The organism is Enterobacter cloacae complex sp. SHL021 (assembly GCF_049237765.1).
GTDB classification, from domain to species: Bacteria; Pseudomonadota; Gammaproteobacteria; order Enterobacterales; family Enterobacteriaceae; genus Enterobacter; species Enterobacter cloacae.
This window is the reverse complement of the sequence record NZ_JBMKJG010000014.1, coordinates 133140-147749: the sequence shown is the minus strand read 5'-3', so window position 1 is coordinate 147749 and position 14610 is coordinate 133140. Positions and strand designations below refer to the sequence as shown.

At 57.0% G+C, this 14610-nt stretch carries 14 protein-coding genes; 8 read left to right on the top strand and 6 right to left on the bottom strand.

Annotated features, from left to right (window positions below; genetic code table 11):
- Positions 1-116: 116 nt before the first annotated feature.
- The 3 genes from ACOTZF_RS15735 to ybbA all read right to left on the bottom strand — a co-directional run bounded on the left by ACOTZF_RS15735 (position 117) and on the right by ybbA (position 4542).
- Entirely contained in the window at positions 117-1262 is a 1146-nt protein-coding gene (locus tag ACOTZF_RS15735; protein ID WP_013095916.1) for a porin, read from the bottom strand.
- 182 nt (positions 1263-1444) lie between these two features.
- Positions 1445-3859 carry a putative ABC transporter permease subunit YbbP gene (ybbP, locus tag ACOTZF_RS15730; protein WP_129252915.1) on the bottom strand — a complete coding sequence of 805 codons (2415 nt, stop codon included), beginning with the start codon at positions 3857-3859 and terminating at the stop codon, positions 1445-1447.
- A complete protein-coding gene (gene ybbA, locus ACOTZF_RS15725) occupies positions 3856-4542 on the bottom strand; it encodes a putative ABC transporter ATP-binding protein YbbA (RefSeq protein ID WP_013095914.1) in 687 nt (228 codons plus the stop codon). Before ybbA ends, ybbP begins: the two co-directional genes overlap by 4 nt.
- Between ybbA and tesA the strand changes: the two genes are divergently transcribed.
- Genes tesA through ACOTZF_RS15710 form a run of 3 tightly spaced genes read left to right on the top strand, consistent with a single transcriptional unit; the run spans position 4513 to position 6848 of the window.
- Positions 4513-5136, top strand: a complete 624-nt coding sequence (tesA, locus tag ACOTZF_RS15720; protein ID WP_013095913.1) for a multifunctional acyl-CoA thioesterase I/protease I/lysophospholipase L1 — start codon at positions 4513-4515, stop codon at positions 5134-5136. The genes ybbA and tesA overlap by 30 nt on opposite strands.
- A gap of 28 nt (positions 5137-5164) precedes the next feature.
- Positions 5165-5935, top strand: a complete 771-nt coding sequence (locus ACOTZF_RS15715; protein ID WP_013095912.1) for an SDR family oxidoreductase — start codon at positions 5165-5167, stop codon at positions 5933-5935.
- A gap of 58 nt (positions 5936-5993) precedes the next feature.
- Positions 5994-6848, top strand: a complete 855-nt coding sequence (locus ACOTZF_RS15710) for a co-chaperone YbbN (RefSeq protein ID WP_045902396.1) — start codon at positions 5994-5996, stop codon at positions 6846-6848.
- Between the two features lie 48 nt (positions 6849-6896).
- Here ACOTZF_RS15710 and fetB read toward each other — a convergent pair whose 3' ends face one another.
- A complete protein-coding gene (gene fetB, locus ACOTZF_RS15705; RefSeq protein WP_020685020.1) occupies positions 6897-7679 on the bottom strand; it encodes an iron efflux ABC transporter permease subunit FetB in 783 nt (260 codons plus the stop codon).
- The gene (gene fetA / locus ACOTZF_RS15700) at positions 7672-8343 is read right to left on the bottom strand and encodes an iron efflux ABC transporter ATP-binding subunit FetA (protein ID WP_038982815.1); all 672 of its coding nucleotides are present in this window, start codon (positions 8341-8343) and stop codon (positions 7672-7674) included. Before fetA ends, fetB begins: the two co-directional genes overlap by 8 nt.
- Positions 8344-8505: 162 nt before the next feature.
- Here fetA and ACOTZF_RS15695 point away from each other — a divergent pair, with 162 nt between their 5' ends.
- Together ACOTZF_RS15695 and ACOTZF_RS15690 are read left to right on the top strand one after the other, a co-directional pair.
- On the top strand, positions 8506-9420 hold the full coding sequence (locus ACOTZF_RS15695) for an SPFH domain-containing protein (protein ID WP_008499312.1): 915 nt from the start codon (positions 8506-8508) through the stop codon (positions 9418-9420).
- Positions 9417-9869: an NfeD family protein gene (locus ACOTZF_RS15690; RefSeq protein ID WP_129317923.1), complete on the top strand. Its 453-nt coding sequence runs from the start codon at positions 9417-9419 to the stop codon at positions 9867-9869. The genes ACOTZF_RS15695 and ACOTZF_RS15690 overlap by 4 nt, the downstream gene beginning before the upstream one ends.
- Here ACOTZF_RS15690 and cueR read toward each other — a convergent pair.
- Entirely contained in the window at positions 9866-10276 is a 411-nt protein-coding gene (gene cueR, locus ACOTZF_RS15685; RefSeq protein WP_013095907.1) for a Cu(I)-responsive transcriptional regulator, read from the bottom strand. The two genes, ACOTZF_RS15690 and cueR, sit on opposite strands and share 4 nt — an antisense overlap.
- 108 nt (positions 10277-10384) lie before the next feature.
- On the opposite strand from cueR, the gene copA reads away from it, so the two are divergent.
- From copA to ybaK, 3 genes are all read left to right on the top strand, one after another.
- The gene (gene copA / locus ACOTZF_RS15680; protein ID WP_038982812.1) at positions 10385-12883 is read left to right on the top strand and encodes a copper-exporting P-type ATPase CopA; all 2499 of its coding nucleotides are present in this window, start codon (positions 10385-10387) and stop codon (positions 12881-12883) included.
- A gap of 148 nt (positions 12884-13031) precedes the next feature.
- Positions 13032-13826, top strand: a complete 795-nt coding sequence (locus ACOTZF_RS15675; protein ID WP_013095905.1) for a TraB/GumN family protein — start codon at positions 13032-13034, stop codon at positions 13824-13826.
- A gap of 199 nt (positions 13827-14025) precedes the next feature.
- The gene (gene ybaK / locus ACOTZF_RS15670; RefSeq protein WP_010428207.1) at positions 14026-14505 is read left to right on the top strand and encodes a Cys-tRNA(Pro)/Cys-tRNA(Cys) deacylase YbaK; all 480 of its coding nucleotides are present in this window, start codon (positions 14026-14028) and stop codon (positions 14503-14505) included.
- Positions 14506-14610: the final 105 nt, after the last annotated feature.

Below are 14610 nucleotides of genomic sequence, written 5' to 3'. Positions count from 1 at the left end.
TTGTTAGCGCAACCAGTAGATCACACTTCATCGTGCTTTTCATTTTTCTGGGGAACCCTCAGCCCTGTGGGAGAGGGTCAGGGTGAGGGCATCAGACCGCACCCTGTGCTTCGACCTTAGAAGTCGTAACGCAGACGCACCAGGTTCATATCGCCCAGGTTGTCGGTGCTGGAGGTGAACACGTGTTCGTAATCCACACGGAAACCGTAGTCCAGCTGGAAGCTGATACCTACACCGTTGTCGATGCGCTGGTAGTTACGGCCGTTCACGTACTCGATACGGTCACCCATGAAGTATGGCTGGATGGATTTAACAGCATACTGATTGATTGGGAATTTGTACCCTGCGAAGTATTCGATACCCCATGCGTCACCGGCAAAGTAGTCGTTAACAGACACTTTTTTGGTGGTCAGGAAGTTCTGGTACCAGCCGCCGCCAGCAGAGAAGGTCCAGTTATCCGGTGTCCAGCTGAGCGCGGTACCGAGGATGTTCTGGTCATAGGTTTTGCTGTCGCCGTTGTCCGGGTTACGCATATCTGCACGGGTGTAGTTCCATGCCGCGCCCCAGGTCAGATCGGTGGTCAGGTGGTAATCGATACCCAGGGAACCGCCGCCTTTACGCTTGTAGCGCAGACCGTTGCCCGGCAGGTATTCGCTGTCTTCAAACAGGTAAGAGGCGTAGATATCAGCATCGCCAACGGTTTTCTTATATTTCAGCATATTGCGTGAACGATAAGAGCCATCGTAGTCGCCGTTGATACCGTTACCTGGTGCCTGACCGATCATGTCGTAGTCCCAGATATCGGTTTTCACGCCCACCACATCATAGTACACGCTGTTCTGTTGACCGAAGGTCAGCGTACCCCAGGTGTCGCTCTTCAGGCCGGTGTAGAGCATACGGCGCGTGGTGTCGTGAGCACCTTCAGCATAATGATGATCCCAGTTGAACTGGGCAGGGATATTCACACCCAGTTCGTAGTAGCTGATCCAGCTGATGTCGTCGAACAGATAGTAATCTGCCGCAAAACGGAAACGGGTGCCGCCGTCGAAACCGTTACGTTTGTAGCTGTTTTTACCGTCGTCGCCCGTCATGTTCTGGAACTGAGGACGAATACTGCCGCCAACGGTAAAGTTCAGACGGCTCAGCGGGTTACCCGCCTGAGGATCTTGCTTAAGAACTGTGATTTCCGCCTGAGATGCGAAGGAGGTTAATGCCACTGCTGCGCCAATAGCTGTCGCCAGCGCGGTTGTTTTTATAGTCATTATTTTTCCTTAATAGACACGCTGCTAAATATTTAGCGTGTGAATATTAACTGGAAATAATCGGGCTGTGTGGGCGGGTTTTTAATGTTTTGTGCTACTAAATGAGTGGGTATTATCGATTTGTGCTGTTAACGGGCTGCGCACCAGCATTTAAACCGGTACGCAACCATCACATCTGTGAACTAACTGACAAACTGGCGGAACAATGCCTTGCCTTTTAACAGCCGCGTTCCAAGCCAGCCGCCGCAAAGCGAAAGCAAAAGCGCACCGCACACCGGCAGCGTCAGCCACAGGCGCCAGTCTGGCTCCCACGGGAAGTCGAAGACTTTCGACTGCAGCACTGCCAGCGCCGCCTCTGCGCCAATGGCGGCCACCAGGCCTGCCACCAGCCCCAGCAGGGCGAACTCGCTCCACAGCGTAGCCCTCAGCAGGCGCTTGCCGGCTCCCAGCGTACGGTAGACCACCAGCTCCTGATGACGCTGACGCATGCCAACCTGCACCTGTGCCAGCAGCAACAGCACGCCGCAAATCGTCACCAGTACCACCATAACCTCCAGCGCGCGGCTGACCTGCTCCAGCACCTGACCGACCTGTTTCAGTATCGCGCCAATATCCAGCAGGCTGACCGTCGGGAATTCCCGGTTAAGCTGCGTCAACATGCCGTTGCCGTTCTCCCAGCGGAAGCTGGTGAGCCAGCTCTGCGGCTGTCCATCCAGTGCCCCGACAGGGAAGATAAAGAAGAAGTTTGGCCGCAGGCTTTCCCAGTCCACTTTGCGCAGGCTGGTCACTCTGGCGCTGAAATCCTGCGTGTCGCCGGTAAAGGTCACGCTATCTCCCAGCTTCACATTCAGACGCTTTGCCAGCCCCTCTTCCATCGACACTTCCCCGGCCTTTGGCGGCCAGCTTCCGGCGATGATCGGGTTGTGATCCGGGCGCTTCTCCTGCCAGGTCAGGTTTAGCTCACGGTTGAGCGACTCATCTTTATTTCCCTCCGTCGACTGACCGTTGATCTGCGTCAGGCGCGCACGCACGATCGGATAGAACGACTCGGGAATAATGTGATGCTCAGAGAGAAAACCCTTCAGTGGCGTCACCTGTTCTGGAGCAATATTGCTCAGAAAATAGTTCGGGCTTTCCGGCGGAAGCTGCTGTTGCCAGCGATCCAGCAGATCGCCGCGCAGCACCAGCAAAAGCGCCAGCAGCATAAACGAGAGCGAAAACGCCGAAAGCTGGCTCAGCGTTGACCACGGCTGATGCAGCAGACGGTTCACCGCCAGCCGCACGGGAAGGGAGTTAATCGTCATCCTTTTCAGAACAGTGAGCAACATCCAGCCCAGCATGCCACACAGCAGCGCCAGAACCACCGCCCCGACCAGCACGGCCCACAGCAGGGTACTCCCGCCCATCAGCCAGGCAAGGAGCCCGATCACCACGGCTATCATCACCGGCAGGTAGTATTTAAGCGGCCAGACGTTGGCCACCACATCGCGGCGCAGCACGCGCAGCGGCTGGGTGGCGAGCAGGAGACGGTACGGGCGCAACCCCACCAGCAATGAAATCACGGTCATCGCGCCAATCGCCCACAGCCACGGCCAGAGGCTTGCTGGCGGCAGCGCGGCAGGCAGTACCGGTTTCAGGAGCATCATCAGCAGCTTTTCAAACAGCAGACCTGTCGCCCCACCGGTGACGGCCGACAGCGCCAGCACCATCAGCCACTGGCCAACAATCAGCCTCCGCAATTGCGCCCTGCCCGCGCCAAGGGTTTTGAGGATCGCCACCAGATCGTAACGGCTGCGGCAGTAGTGTCCCATCGCCACGGCTACCGCCGCGACGGCCAGCAGCAGGGTTAACAGCGCCGAGAGCAGCAGAAACTGCTGAGAGCGTTCAAGAGACTTGCCGAGCGCGCCCTCATCCTGCTCAAGCCCGTACCAGCGGTGCTCCGGTTTTAACTGCGGCAGAAGCCATTTTTCATACGCCTCCAGCTGCGCAGGCGTGCCGCCAAACTTATAGTGCCAGGTGACACGGCTCCCCGGCTGGACGGCGTTGGTTTTTGCCACGTCTGCGGTGTTCATCAGCAAGCGTGGGGCGAGCTGGAACGGATTGAAGCCGGAATCGGGTTCCTGAACCACCTCCCCGGCAATGGTCAGCGTCGCGTCCCCCACGTCGATGCTGTCACCTGTTTTCAGGTTCAGCAGCGCCATCAGTCGCGGTGCCAGCAGCACCGTACCGGGTTTCGGCTTGACGTCTGGCGGGCTGGTCTGCAGTTCACCGTACATCGGGTAGATATCATCCACGGCTTTGACGCTGGCCAGTTGCGGCGTGTCACCGGCAAAGGTCATGGTCTGGAAGCTTATCTGCTCCCCGACCTTGAGCTCCCGCTTGCGCGCTTCGTCGATCCAGCCTGGCGGGACGGCGCGCGAGCTTTGCAGCGCCCTGTCGCCCGCCATAAATTCGCGGCTTTGCTGGCTAAGCCCCTTCTCCATGCGATCGCTGACGCTGCCCAGCGCCAGCACGCAGGCCACCGCCAGGCTTAACGCCAGCCAGACGATCAGCAGCGAAGGCGAGCGCCACTCGCGCCAGAACCAGCGGGCAATCATGCTTCCTCCTGCAATTCACCGTTGACCAGCCGCAGGCGGCGATCGCAGCGGGCGGCCAACTGCGGATCGTGCGTGACCAGAATCAGCGTGGTGCCATGTTCCCGGTTGAGCGAGAACAGCAGATCGGCAATCTTATCGCCGGTTTTACGGTCCAGGTTCCCGGTGGGTTCATCGGCAAACAGTACCTCCGGGCGACCATTAAATGCGCGGGCCAGCGCCACGCGTTGCTGCTCTCCACCGGAAAGCTGCGCCGGAAGATGGTCAAGGCGTTTCCCCAGCCCCAGCTGTTCCAGCAATGCCTTCGCATGATCGCGGCTTTCACGGCTGCTTTCTCCGCGCAGCAGCGCGGGCAACTCAACATTTTCCAGCGCGTTCAGGGTGGGGATCAGCATGAAGGACTGAAACACAAAGCCGATGTGACGGGCACGTAGCGCGGCACGCGCCTCTTCATCAAGCTGATGCAGCGGCTGTCCGACCAGGTTAACCTCGCCGCTGCTGCCGTCGTCCAGTCCGGCCAGAATAGCCAGCAGCGTGGACTTACCGGAACCGGATTCGCCAATCAGCGCAATGGTTTCGGCAGGTTTGACAACGAGTTCAACTCCGGTGAGGATGGAAAGCTCGTGTTCCCCCTGACCGACGGACTTCTTAAGACGATGAACTTCAACAATGTTTTCCGCTGGCATTTGCCCTTCCTGTTTTTGATTCTGATGACTTTCCGCGCGGCGGCAGCGGACACGTTACTGGTTCTCGGCGACAGCCTCAGCGCAGGCTATCGTATGGCGGCCAGTGCGGCCTGGCCGGCTCTGCTCAACGAAAAATGGCAGAGCAAAACGTCTGTTATCAACGCCAGCATCAGCGGTGATACCTCGCAACAGGGCTTGTCGCGCCTGCCGGCTTTGCTCAAACAGCATCAACCGCGATGGGTGCTGGTGGAGCTGGGCGGTAACGACGGATTGCGTGGCTTCCAGCCTCAGCAAACGGAACAAACCCTGCGCACCATCCTGAAGGACATTAAAGCGGCGAACGCCCAGCCGCTGCTGATGCAAATTCGCCTGCCCGCCAACTACGGTCGTCGGTATAATGAAGCCTTTAGCGCGATCTACCCTAAGCTTGCCAACGAGTTTGATATTCCGCTGCTGCCATTTTTCATGGAAGAGGTCTATCTCAAACCCAACTGGATGCAGGATGACGGGATCCACCCCAATCGCGATGCACAGCCGTTTATTGCCGACTGGATGGCAACGCGGCTGGCTCCTTTAGTTAACCATGACTCCTGATTAAGCGGAGATCCTGACAGGTAAAGTTATGCAAAAATCGGTCTTAATTACAGGATGTTCCAGCGGAATTGGTCTTGAAAGCGCGCTCGAATTAAAGCGTCAGGGATTTCAGGTGCTGGCGGCCTGCCGTAAACCTGACGATGTGGAACGCCTCAACGGGATGGGGTTCACCAGCGTGTTGCTGGATCTGGACTCACCGGAAAGCGTTGAACGCGCCGCCGATGAGGTGATCGCCCTTACCGGCAACCGTCTGTACGGTCTGTTCAATAATGCCGGTTACGGTCTCTATGGCCCGCTGAATACGATCTCCCGCGAACAGCTTGAACAACAGTTTTCCAGCAACTTTTTCGGTGTGCATCAGCTCACCATGCGCCTGCTTCCGGCGATGCTGCCTCACGGTGAAGGGCGTATCGTGATGACCTCCTCGGTGATGGGGCTGATTTCTACCCCCGGCCGCGGCGCGTATGCCGCCAGCAAATATGCGCTGGAAGCATGGTCGGACGCCCTGCGCATGGAGTTGCGTCACAGCGGGATTAAGGTGAGCCTGATTGAACCCGGCCCCATCCGCACCCGTTTTACGGATAACGTCAACCAGACGCAGGCGGACAAACCGGTCGAAAACCCCGGCATCGCCGCACGTTTTACCCTTGGGCCGGAAGCGGTTGTCGCGAAAGTGCGCCATGCTTTTGAGAGCGATAACCCAAAAATGCGCTATCCGGTAACGCTGGTCACCCATGCCGTAGGCTGGTTAAAACGTCTGCTGCCGGGCCGGATGATGGACAAAATTTTACACGGTTGAGTTGAAGCGACGACGCTCACCCCCATGTAAATAACAAACCGATAAAAGAGAATGCCGCATGTCCGTACAGAATATCGTCAATATTACTGAAGCAAACCTGCAACAGGTCCTCGAACAGTCGATGGTTAAACCGGTACTGTTCTACTTCTGGTCTGAACGCAGCCAACACTGTCTGCAGCTGACGCCGGTCCTCGAAAGCCTTGCCGCGCAATACAATGGCCAGTTTATTCTCGCCAAACTGGACTGTGATGCAGAACCCATGGTGGCCTCACAGTTTGGCCTGCGCGCCATCCCCACGGTCTATCTTTTCCAGAATGGACAGCCTGTTGATGGCTTCCAGGGACCGCAGCCTGAAGAGACGATCCGCGCCCTGCTGGATAAAGTGCTGCCGCGTGAGGAGGAGCTAAAAGCGCAGGAAGCCATGGCGCTGATGCAGGAAGGTAAATACGACGAAGCCCTGCCGCTGTTGAAAGACGCCTGGCAGCTCTCTAAGCAGAACAGCCAGATTGGCCTGCTGCTGGCTGAAACGCAGATTGCCCTGCACCGCTCAGAAGATGCCGAAGCCGTGCTAAAAACGATCCCGTTGCAGGATCAGGACACCCGCTATCAGGGCCTGGTGGCGCAAATTGATCTGCTGAAACAGGCGGCGGATACCCCGGAAATACAGCAGCTCCAGCAGCAGGTTGCCGATAACCCGGCCGACGCAGCGCTGGCAAGCCAGCTGGCACTCCAGCTGCACCAGGTGGGTCGAAATGAAGAGGCCCTGGAACTGCTGTTCAGCCACCTGCAAAACGATCTGGCTGCCGCAGACGGTCAGGCGCGGAAAATGTTCCAGGAGATCCTGGCCGCGCTGGGTACCGGCGATGCGCTGGCCTCGAAGTACCGTCGTCAGCTGTACGCGCTGCTCTACTAAAAAAAATGCCCGGTGGCGCTCACGCTTACCGGGCCTACACAAACAGGCTTAATCCGCTTTTTTTAGCTGTGTGACCACCAGCTGGTGGCGCGCGTTGTAGAACTTCCTATACGTCAGATAACAGGCAATGATGGTCGACAGGCTCGCCGTGGAGAGCAGCATAAAGGTCACCATGATCTGATATTTGATCGCTTTCACCGGATCAATGCCAGCGAAGATCAGCCCTGACATCATCCCCGGCAGACTCACCAGTCCGACCGTTTTCGCCGAATCCACTGTGGGGATCAGCGACGCGCGGATACTCTCACGAATCAGCCGCGCCGACGCCACTTTTGGCGTGGCCCCCAGGCTTAACTTCTCCTGCAGCTTCTGTTGCTCACTGCTGAAGCGCTGGCCAAGGTTGTTGTAGCACAGCCCTACCGCCACCATGGCGTTCCCGGCGATCATCCCGGAGATGGGGATCACCTGCATCGGCGTAAACTCAATAGAGCCAGATAGCACCAGCACCGCCAGCGTCAGCGCGGTCCCGGTCGTAATGGCAATAAATGACGAGACAAACGCCTTATCGATATATTTGCTGCGCTTCTGCGCATTCCACGCTGCGTTGAAGCAGATAAACAGCACCATCAGCAGCGTCAGCACCGCGTGGTTGACGTTAAAGATGTACTTCAGCACATAGCCAACGATGATGAGCTGAATCACCGCGCGGCAGATGCTCCAGAGGATATCTTTCTCCAGCCCCAGCTTTTCCCGGTAGCTCACTAAAATCGCCACCAGTACCAGCACCATGGAAAACGCCAGCGATGCGTTGGTGATATTATGCTCACCCATGGTTTGCCTCCTGCCATTTCCCACCCTGCGGCTGCAGCGTGATGACATCATCCGCATGGGCAATTTCATTTGCGTCGTGCGTCACCCACAGCACGGCAATATTTTGTTCACTGGCGTAGCGATGGATGATGTCGTTCACGTTGCGCTTGTTGGCCTCATCCAGCGCGCTGGTGATCTCGTCCAGCAGCAGCACCTTCGGTAAAAACTGCAGGTTACGAATCAGCGAAACGCGCTGCTTTTCGCCCCCGGAGAGCTCATTAATGGATTTTGTCAATGTCTCCTGCGCCAGGCCAAAACGGGCCAGGTCAGCGATAAATTTATTCGGCTCCGGCGTTTGCTGGCGAATCTGCCACGGGAAGATCAGGTTGTCATAGACCGTTTCGCCGAACAGTGAAGGGGTCTGTACACAATAAGAGACCTGCTGGCGATAGCGTTCCGGGGAGAGGGTCGCAATATCGTTGCCCTCAAACAGAACGGTTCCCTCCGTAGGACTTAGCAGTGAAGCCACAATTTTCAATAACGTGCTTTTGCCGCAGCCTGACGGCCCGGTGATTAATTTAAACTCGCCCGGTGAAAGGCAAAATTCGACGTGCTGAAGGATCGTATTTCCCCCAACACGAAATCCGACATCCCTGAGATGTAATATGTTTTTTTGATCGTTCATTCCGCTTCCGTTAACCGCTTCTGGTAAAAATCGTCTGTAGCATAATCCTTTGTCCCTTCCCAGCCTATTTTCAGAGGCGAATTTCAGCCCGATAGCCGATATACTGATGAACAATAAACATGCATTTTTACTCATCAACAGCATGCAAAACAGGAGGTTTTTATGCTTATCGTTGTTCCTGTCCTTATATTCGTTGCGCTGGTTATTGTGGGCGCCGGGGTCAAAATTGTCCCGCAGGGATATCAGTGGACCGTTGAACGCTTCGGCCGCTACACCAATACACTCCAGCCAGGTTTGAGCCTGATTGTTCCCTTCATGGACAGAATTGGTCGCAAGATCAACATGATGGAACAAGTGTTGGATATCCCCTCGCAGGAAGTTATTTCGAAGGATAACGCCAACGTCACCATCGATGCCGTCTGTTTTATTCAGGTAATTGATGCGCCCAAAGCCGCCTATGAGGTGAGCAACCTGGAGCTAGCGATTGTTAATCTGACGATGACCAACATCCGTACGGTACTCGGCTCTATGGAGCTGGACGAAATGCTCTCTCAGCGTGACAGCATCAACACCCGTCTGCTGCACATTGTTGATGAAGCGACAAACCCGTGGGGCATTAAAGTCACCCGCATTGAGATCCGGGACGTTCGCCCACCTGCGGAGCTTATCGCTTCGATGAACGCCCAGATGAAGGCAGAACGAACCAAGCGCGCCTATATTCTGGAAGCCGAAGGGGTGCGTCAGGCGGAGATCCTGAAAGCCGAAGGGGAAAAACAGTCGCAAATTCTGAAAGCGGAAGGGGATCGCCAGTCTGCCTTCTTGCAGGCAGAGGCGCGTGAACGTTCTGCCGAAGCGGAAGCTCGCGCAACCCAGATGGTATCCGAGGCCATTGCTGCCGGTGACATCCAGGCCGTGAACTACTTTGTCGCGCAAAAATATACCGATGCGCTGAAAGAGATCGGCTCGGCAAATAACAGCAAAGTGGTGATGATGCCGCTGGATGCCAGCAGCCTGATGGGCTCCATTGCCGGGATTGCTGAACTTATCAAAGACAGCGGAAACGAGCGCAAAAAATGATTGAGCTGATCGTCGCACATCCTCATGCTTTCTGGCTAAGCCTGGGTGGCTTACTGCTGGCCGCAGAGATGCTTGGTGGCAACGGTTATCTGCTCTGGAGCGGTGTGGCCGCGGTGATTACCGGGCTGCTGGTCTGGCTGCTCCCCCTGGACTGGGCGTGGCAGGGCGCGCTGTTTGCCGTGCTGACGCTGGTGGCCGCCTGGCTGTGGTGGCGCTGGCTGAACCGTCAGGTTAACGAGCAAAAACCGCTGGATACCCATCTCAATCAGCGTGGACAGCAGATCGTCGGGCAGCGCTTTACGCTTGAGACCGCGCTGGTGAACGGCCGCGGACATATGCGTGTGGGCGATAGCTCCTGGCCGGTGGTGGCCGACGATGACCTCAGCACCGGGACGCGGGTTGAGGTCATCGCGGTGGAAGGGATTACGCTTCGGGTTAAAGCCTGCTAAGCCTGCGCCTTACGATGACAGCAGCCGGCAAGATTATCGATAATCGGGCAGTCGGCGCTGTCATCTCCCGGACAGGATTCCGCCAGCGCCAGCAGCTGCTTGCGCATCGCTTCCAGTTCCGTAATGTGCCGTTCAATCTCCGCCACTTTTTCCAGCGTCCTTTTTTTTACATCTGCGCTGTGGCGTTTTGGATCGTTGAACAGATTCACCAGCTCACCGCACTCTTCAAGGTTAAAACCCACCTGACGCGCCTGACGCAGTAAGGTCAGCTCGTCCAGATGCAGTTGCGTGTAGCTACGGTAGCCGTTTTCGCTGCGCAGCGGCGGCGTCACCAGCCCCTTCTCTTCATAAAAGCGGATTGCTTTGCTGGTCAATCCGGTTTTTTTCGCAACATCGCTGATATTCACATTTCCCCCTTGACCTTCCCCTTGATGGAAGGTTTAACCTTCATAACAGTTAGCGAAAAGCGTTACTCCGGTCAACAACTGACCAGTTCATTATACGGGAGTTTTGTTATGTCTCACACAATTGACCTGACACTGGACGGCCTCTCCTGCGGCCACTGTGTCAAACGCGTTAAAGAAAGTCTGGAACAGCGTCCTGATGTCGAAAGCGCTGACGTCACTATCGATCACGCCGCCGTCACCGGCAGCGCCAGTGCGCAAGCGCTGATTGATACCATCAAACAGGCAGGTTATGGGGCGGAGCTGAGCCACCCAAAGGCTAAACCGCTGGCAGAGTCATCATCCCCGTCGGAAGCACTGACAGCGGCCACTCCTGAGCTTCCGGCAGCTGATGATATCGATGACAGCCAACAGCTGCTGATCAACGGCATGAGCTGCGCCAGCTGCGTCTCCCGGGTGCAAAATGCCTTGCAGGCGGTACCCGGAGTCGCGCAGGCACGGGTCAATCTTGCGGAGCGTACTGCGCTGGTCATGGGCAGTGCCTCCGCCGCAGAATTAGTGCTGGCCGTTGAAAAAGCGGGCTATGGCGCAGAGGCCATCGAAGATGATGCCAAACGCCGTGAACGTCAGCAGGAAACGGCCATCGCCACCATGAAACGCTTCCGCTGGCAGGCCATTGTTGCGCTGCTGGTCGGGATCCCGGTGATGGTGTGGGGCATGATCGGTGACAACATGATGGTCACCGACGACAACCGCACGCTGTGGCTGGTCATTGGTATCATTACGCTTGGTGTAATGGTATTTGCAGGCGGACATTTCTACTCCAGCGCCTGGAAGAGCCTGAAAAACCGCACCGCAACCATGGATACGCTGGTGGCACTCGGCACGGGTGCGGCATGGCTCTACTCCATGAGCGTGAACGTCTGGCCACAGTGGTTCCCGATGGAAGCCCGCCATCTCTATTATGAAGCGAGCGCGATGATCATCGGCCTGATTAACCTGGGCCATATGCTGGAAGCCCGTGCCCGTCAGCGCTCCTCAAAGGCGCTGGAGCGGCTGCTGGATTTAACCCCCCCGACCGCCCGCGTGGTCACTGACGACGGAGAAAAAAGCGTTCCTCTGGCCGAGGTTCAGCCCGGTATGACGCTGCGTCTGACCACCGGTGACCGCGTTCCCGTGGACGGAGACATTACGCAGGGCGAAGCCTGGTTTGACGAAGCGATGCTCACCGGGGAACCCATTCCGCAGCAGAAATCACAGGGTGATGGCGTGCATGCCGGTACGGTGGTTCAGGACGGCAGCGTGCTGTTCACCGCCAGTGCAGTGGGAAGCCACACCACGCTGTCCCGTATTATCCGCATGGTGCGCCAGGCACAGAGCAGTAAGCCTGAAATAGGTCAGCTGGCCGATAAAATCTCCGCCATTTTTGTGCCGGTGGTGGTGGGCATTGCGCTGCTGAGCGCGGCTATCTGGTATTTCTTCGGCCCGGCGCCGCAAATTGTCTATACCCTGGTGATCGCCACCACGGTACTGATTATCGCCTGTCCTTGCGCGCTCGGCCTTGCGACGCCGATGTCGATTATCTCCGGCGTGGGACGCGCCGCCGAGTTTGGCGTGCTGGTGCGTGATGCCGACGCCCTGCAACGCGCCAGCACTCTCGACACGCTGGTCTTTGATAAAACCGGTACCCTGACCGAAGGTAAACCGCAGGTTGTATCCGTGCATACCTCAGGCTTCGCGGAGGCTGACGCGCTGCGTCTCGCCGCGGCCCTGGAACAAGGCTCCAGCCACCCGCTGGCGCGAGCCATCATTGAGAAAGCCGGTGAGGCCAGCCTGCCGCAGGTGAACAACTTCCGCACCCTGCGCGGATTAGGCGTCAGCGGTGAGGCCGAAGGACACACACTGCTGCTGGGTAACCAGGCCCTGATGAATGAAAACGGCATAGCAACTTCAGCGCTGGAAAGTGAACTGAATGCCCAGGCATCGCAGGGCGCAACCCCTGTGCTGCTTGCGGTGGACGGTCATATTGCGGCCCTGCTGGCCGTGCGCGATCCGTTACGTCAGGACAGTGTGGATGCCTTACAACGACTGCACCGCGCGGGCTACCGTCTGGTGATGTTAACCGGGGATAACCCAACCACGGCCAACGCCATCGCCAGAGAGGCGGGGATCGATGAAGTCATTGCCGGTGTCCTGCCGGACGGCAAAGCGGACGCCATTAAAACGCTGCAACAGCAGGGGCGCCAGGTCGCGATGGTTGGCGACGGTATTAACGATGCGCCTGCGCTGGCACAGGCAGAGGTGGGGATTGCCATGGGAAGCGGGAGCGACGTTGCCATTGAGACGGCAGCCATCACACTGATGCGACACAGCCTGATGGGTGTTGCCGATGCGCTGGCGATTTCGAAAGCCACGTTGCGCAACATGAAGCAGAACCTGCTGGGTGCGTTTATCTATAACTCGCTCGGTATCCCGATTGCAGCCGGCATTCTGTGGCCCCTGACCGGTACGCTGCTTAACCCGGTGGTCGCAGGTGCAGCGATGGCGCTCTCCTCCATTACCGTGGTGAGTAACGCCAACCGTCTGCTGCGCTTTAAACCGAAAGCGTAATACGTTGTAGGCCGGGGAAGCGCAGCGCCACCCGGCTTTTTTGCCTGATGGCGCTGCGCGTATCAGGCTTACGAAACGTGCCGACGTTCACCTGTTGCGCCGCCCTTCCCCACGCGTTAGCATGAACCTTTCCGTTTATGGAGCGCGTATGAGTCTGTTTCGCCGTATAAAAACATCGTTTCGCGCCCTCTTCCCCCGCCGTTATACCTGGCCCGGAATGGATATTTCGCTCCCCGGCGGTCAGCATCTGCACCTGGTGGGCAGCATACATATGGGCACGCAGGATATGTCCCCGCTACCCTCTGGTCTGTTATCCCTCCTGAAGCAGGCCGATGCGCTGGTGGTTGAGGCGGATATTTCAGGCCACGAGTCTCCCTTTGCCGGGCTGGAGAGCGATCTCACCCTGGCCGACCGTCTGGACGAGGCTCAGCTCGCCGAACTGACGCGCGTGGCGGATGAAACCGGCGTTTCGCTCTCGATGCTGGACACCCTGCCGCTCTGGCAGATTGCCATGATATTACAGGCGACGCAGGCGCAGCGTCTGGGTCTGCGCGGTGATTACGGTATTGATTACCAGCTGCTGAATGCAGCCCGGGCACGCCGTCTGCCGATCATTGAGCTGGAAGGTACCGATAGCCAGATTGCCCTCCTTCGCCAGCTGCCTGATGACGGTCTCATTCTTCTTGATGATACGCTAACGCACTGGCATACCAACGCCCGTCTGCTGCAAACCATGATTGGCTGGTGGCTGGATGCCCCGCCTGCTGAGGGGAAATTAACGCTGCCATCGACGTTCAGTGAATCGCTGTACGATGTGCTGATGAACGCACGCAATGCGGCATGGCGGCAGACGCTGCATGCGTTACCTGCTGGGCATTACGTGGTTGCAGTGGGGGCATTACATTTGTACGGAGAAGGGAATTTGCCGTCGCTGCTGAAATAAAAAAATGGCCAATATTTCTATTGGCCCGTCAAAGAGGAATTTCATCGTTTTTATTATGCCGAAGGAGACCTTCGGTTGAGCCGATTGTCGCTCAAAGTGACCATCACTGCCAATACTATTGCGCAAGATGGTGCTATTTTTTAGACAAACGTCAGGCGTATGCTGTCAGCATGAATTGTCTGTCGTAAGAAGGATAGCTATGACTCCCGCCGTTAAATTACTCGAAAAAAACAAAATTTCTTTCCGGATCCACACTTACGATCACGATCCGAACGAAACCAATTTTGGTGATGAAGTGGTGCGCAAACTGGGGCTGAACGCCGACCAGGTCTATAAAACGCTGCTGGTGGCCGTGAATGGCGATATGAAGCATCTCGCCGTCGCGGTCACGCCCGTGGCTGGGCAACTGGATCTGAAGAAAGTGGCCAAAGCGCTGGGAGCGAAAAAGGTAGATATGGCAGACCCAATGGTTGCGCAACGCACCACGGGTTATCTGGTGGGCGGGATCAGCCCGCTCGGGCAGAAAAAACGCCTGCCAACGCTGATTGACGCCCCTTCTCAGGAATTTGAAACCATCTATATTTCCGGCGGCAAGCGCGGGCTGGATATCGAACTGGCCGCAGGCGATCTGGCCAAAATGCTGGATGCGAAGTTTGCGGATATTGCGCGCAGGGATTAAAAGAAAAAGCCGGGTGGCGGCTGCGAGGTAAAAGCAAAACGGTAACAGACGTTACCGTTTTTTGTGTTCGCGCCCTCTCCCGGTGGGAGAGGGTTGGGGTGAGGG

Coding starts and splice junctions, on each gene's coding strand:
- ACOTZF_RS15735 (WP_013095916.1), bottom strand. CDS start 1,262: ATGACTATAAAAACAACCGCGCTGGCGACAGCTATTGGCGCAGCAGTG.
- ybbP (WP_129252915.1), bottom strand. CDS start 3,859: ATGATTGCCCGCTGGTTCTGGCGCGAGTGGCGCTCGCCTTCGCTGCTG.
- tesA (WP_013095913.1), top strand. CDS start 4,513: ATGAACTTCAACAATGTTTTCCGCTGGCATTTGCCCTTCCTGTTTTTG.
- ybbA (WP_013095914.1), bottom strand. CDS start 4,542: ATGCCAGCGGAAAACATTGTTGAAGTTCATCGTCTTAAGAAGTCCGTC.
- ACOTZF_RS15715 (WP_013095912.1), top strand. CDS start 5,165: ATGCAAAAATCGGTCTTAATTACAGGATGTTCCAGCGGAATTGGTCTT.
- ACOTZF_RS15710 (WP_045902396.1), top strand. CDS start 5,994: ATGTCCGTACAGAATATCGTCAATATTACTGAAGCAAACCTGCAACAG.
- fetB (WP_020685020.1), bottom strand. CDS start 7,679: ATGGGTGAGCATAATATCACCAACGCATCGCTGGCGTTTTCCATGGTG.
- fetA (WP_038982815.1), bottom strand. CDS start 8,343: ATGAACGATCAAAAAAACATATTACATCTCAGGGATGTCGGATTTCGT.
- ACOTZF_RS15695 (WP_008499312.1), top strand. CDS start 8,506: ATGCTTATCGTTGTTCCTGTCCTTATATTCGTTGCGCTGGTTATTGTG.
- ACOTZF_RS15690 (WP_129317923.1), top strand. CDS start 9,417: ATGATTGAGCTGATCGTCGCACATCCTCATGCTTTCTGGCTAAGCCTG.
- copA (WP_038982812.1), top strand. CDS start 10,385: ATGTCTCACACAATTGACCTGACACTGGACGGCCTCTCCTGCGGCCAC.
- ACOTZF_RS15675 (WP_013095905.1), top strand. CDS start 13,032: ATGAGTCTGTTTCGCCGTATAAAAACATCGTTTCGCGCCCTCTTCCCC.
- ybaK (WP_010428207.1), top strand. CDS start 14,026: ATGACTCCCGCCGTTAAATTACTCGAAAAAAACAAAATTTCTTTCCGG.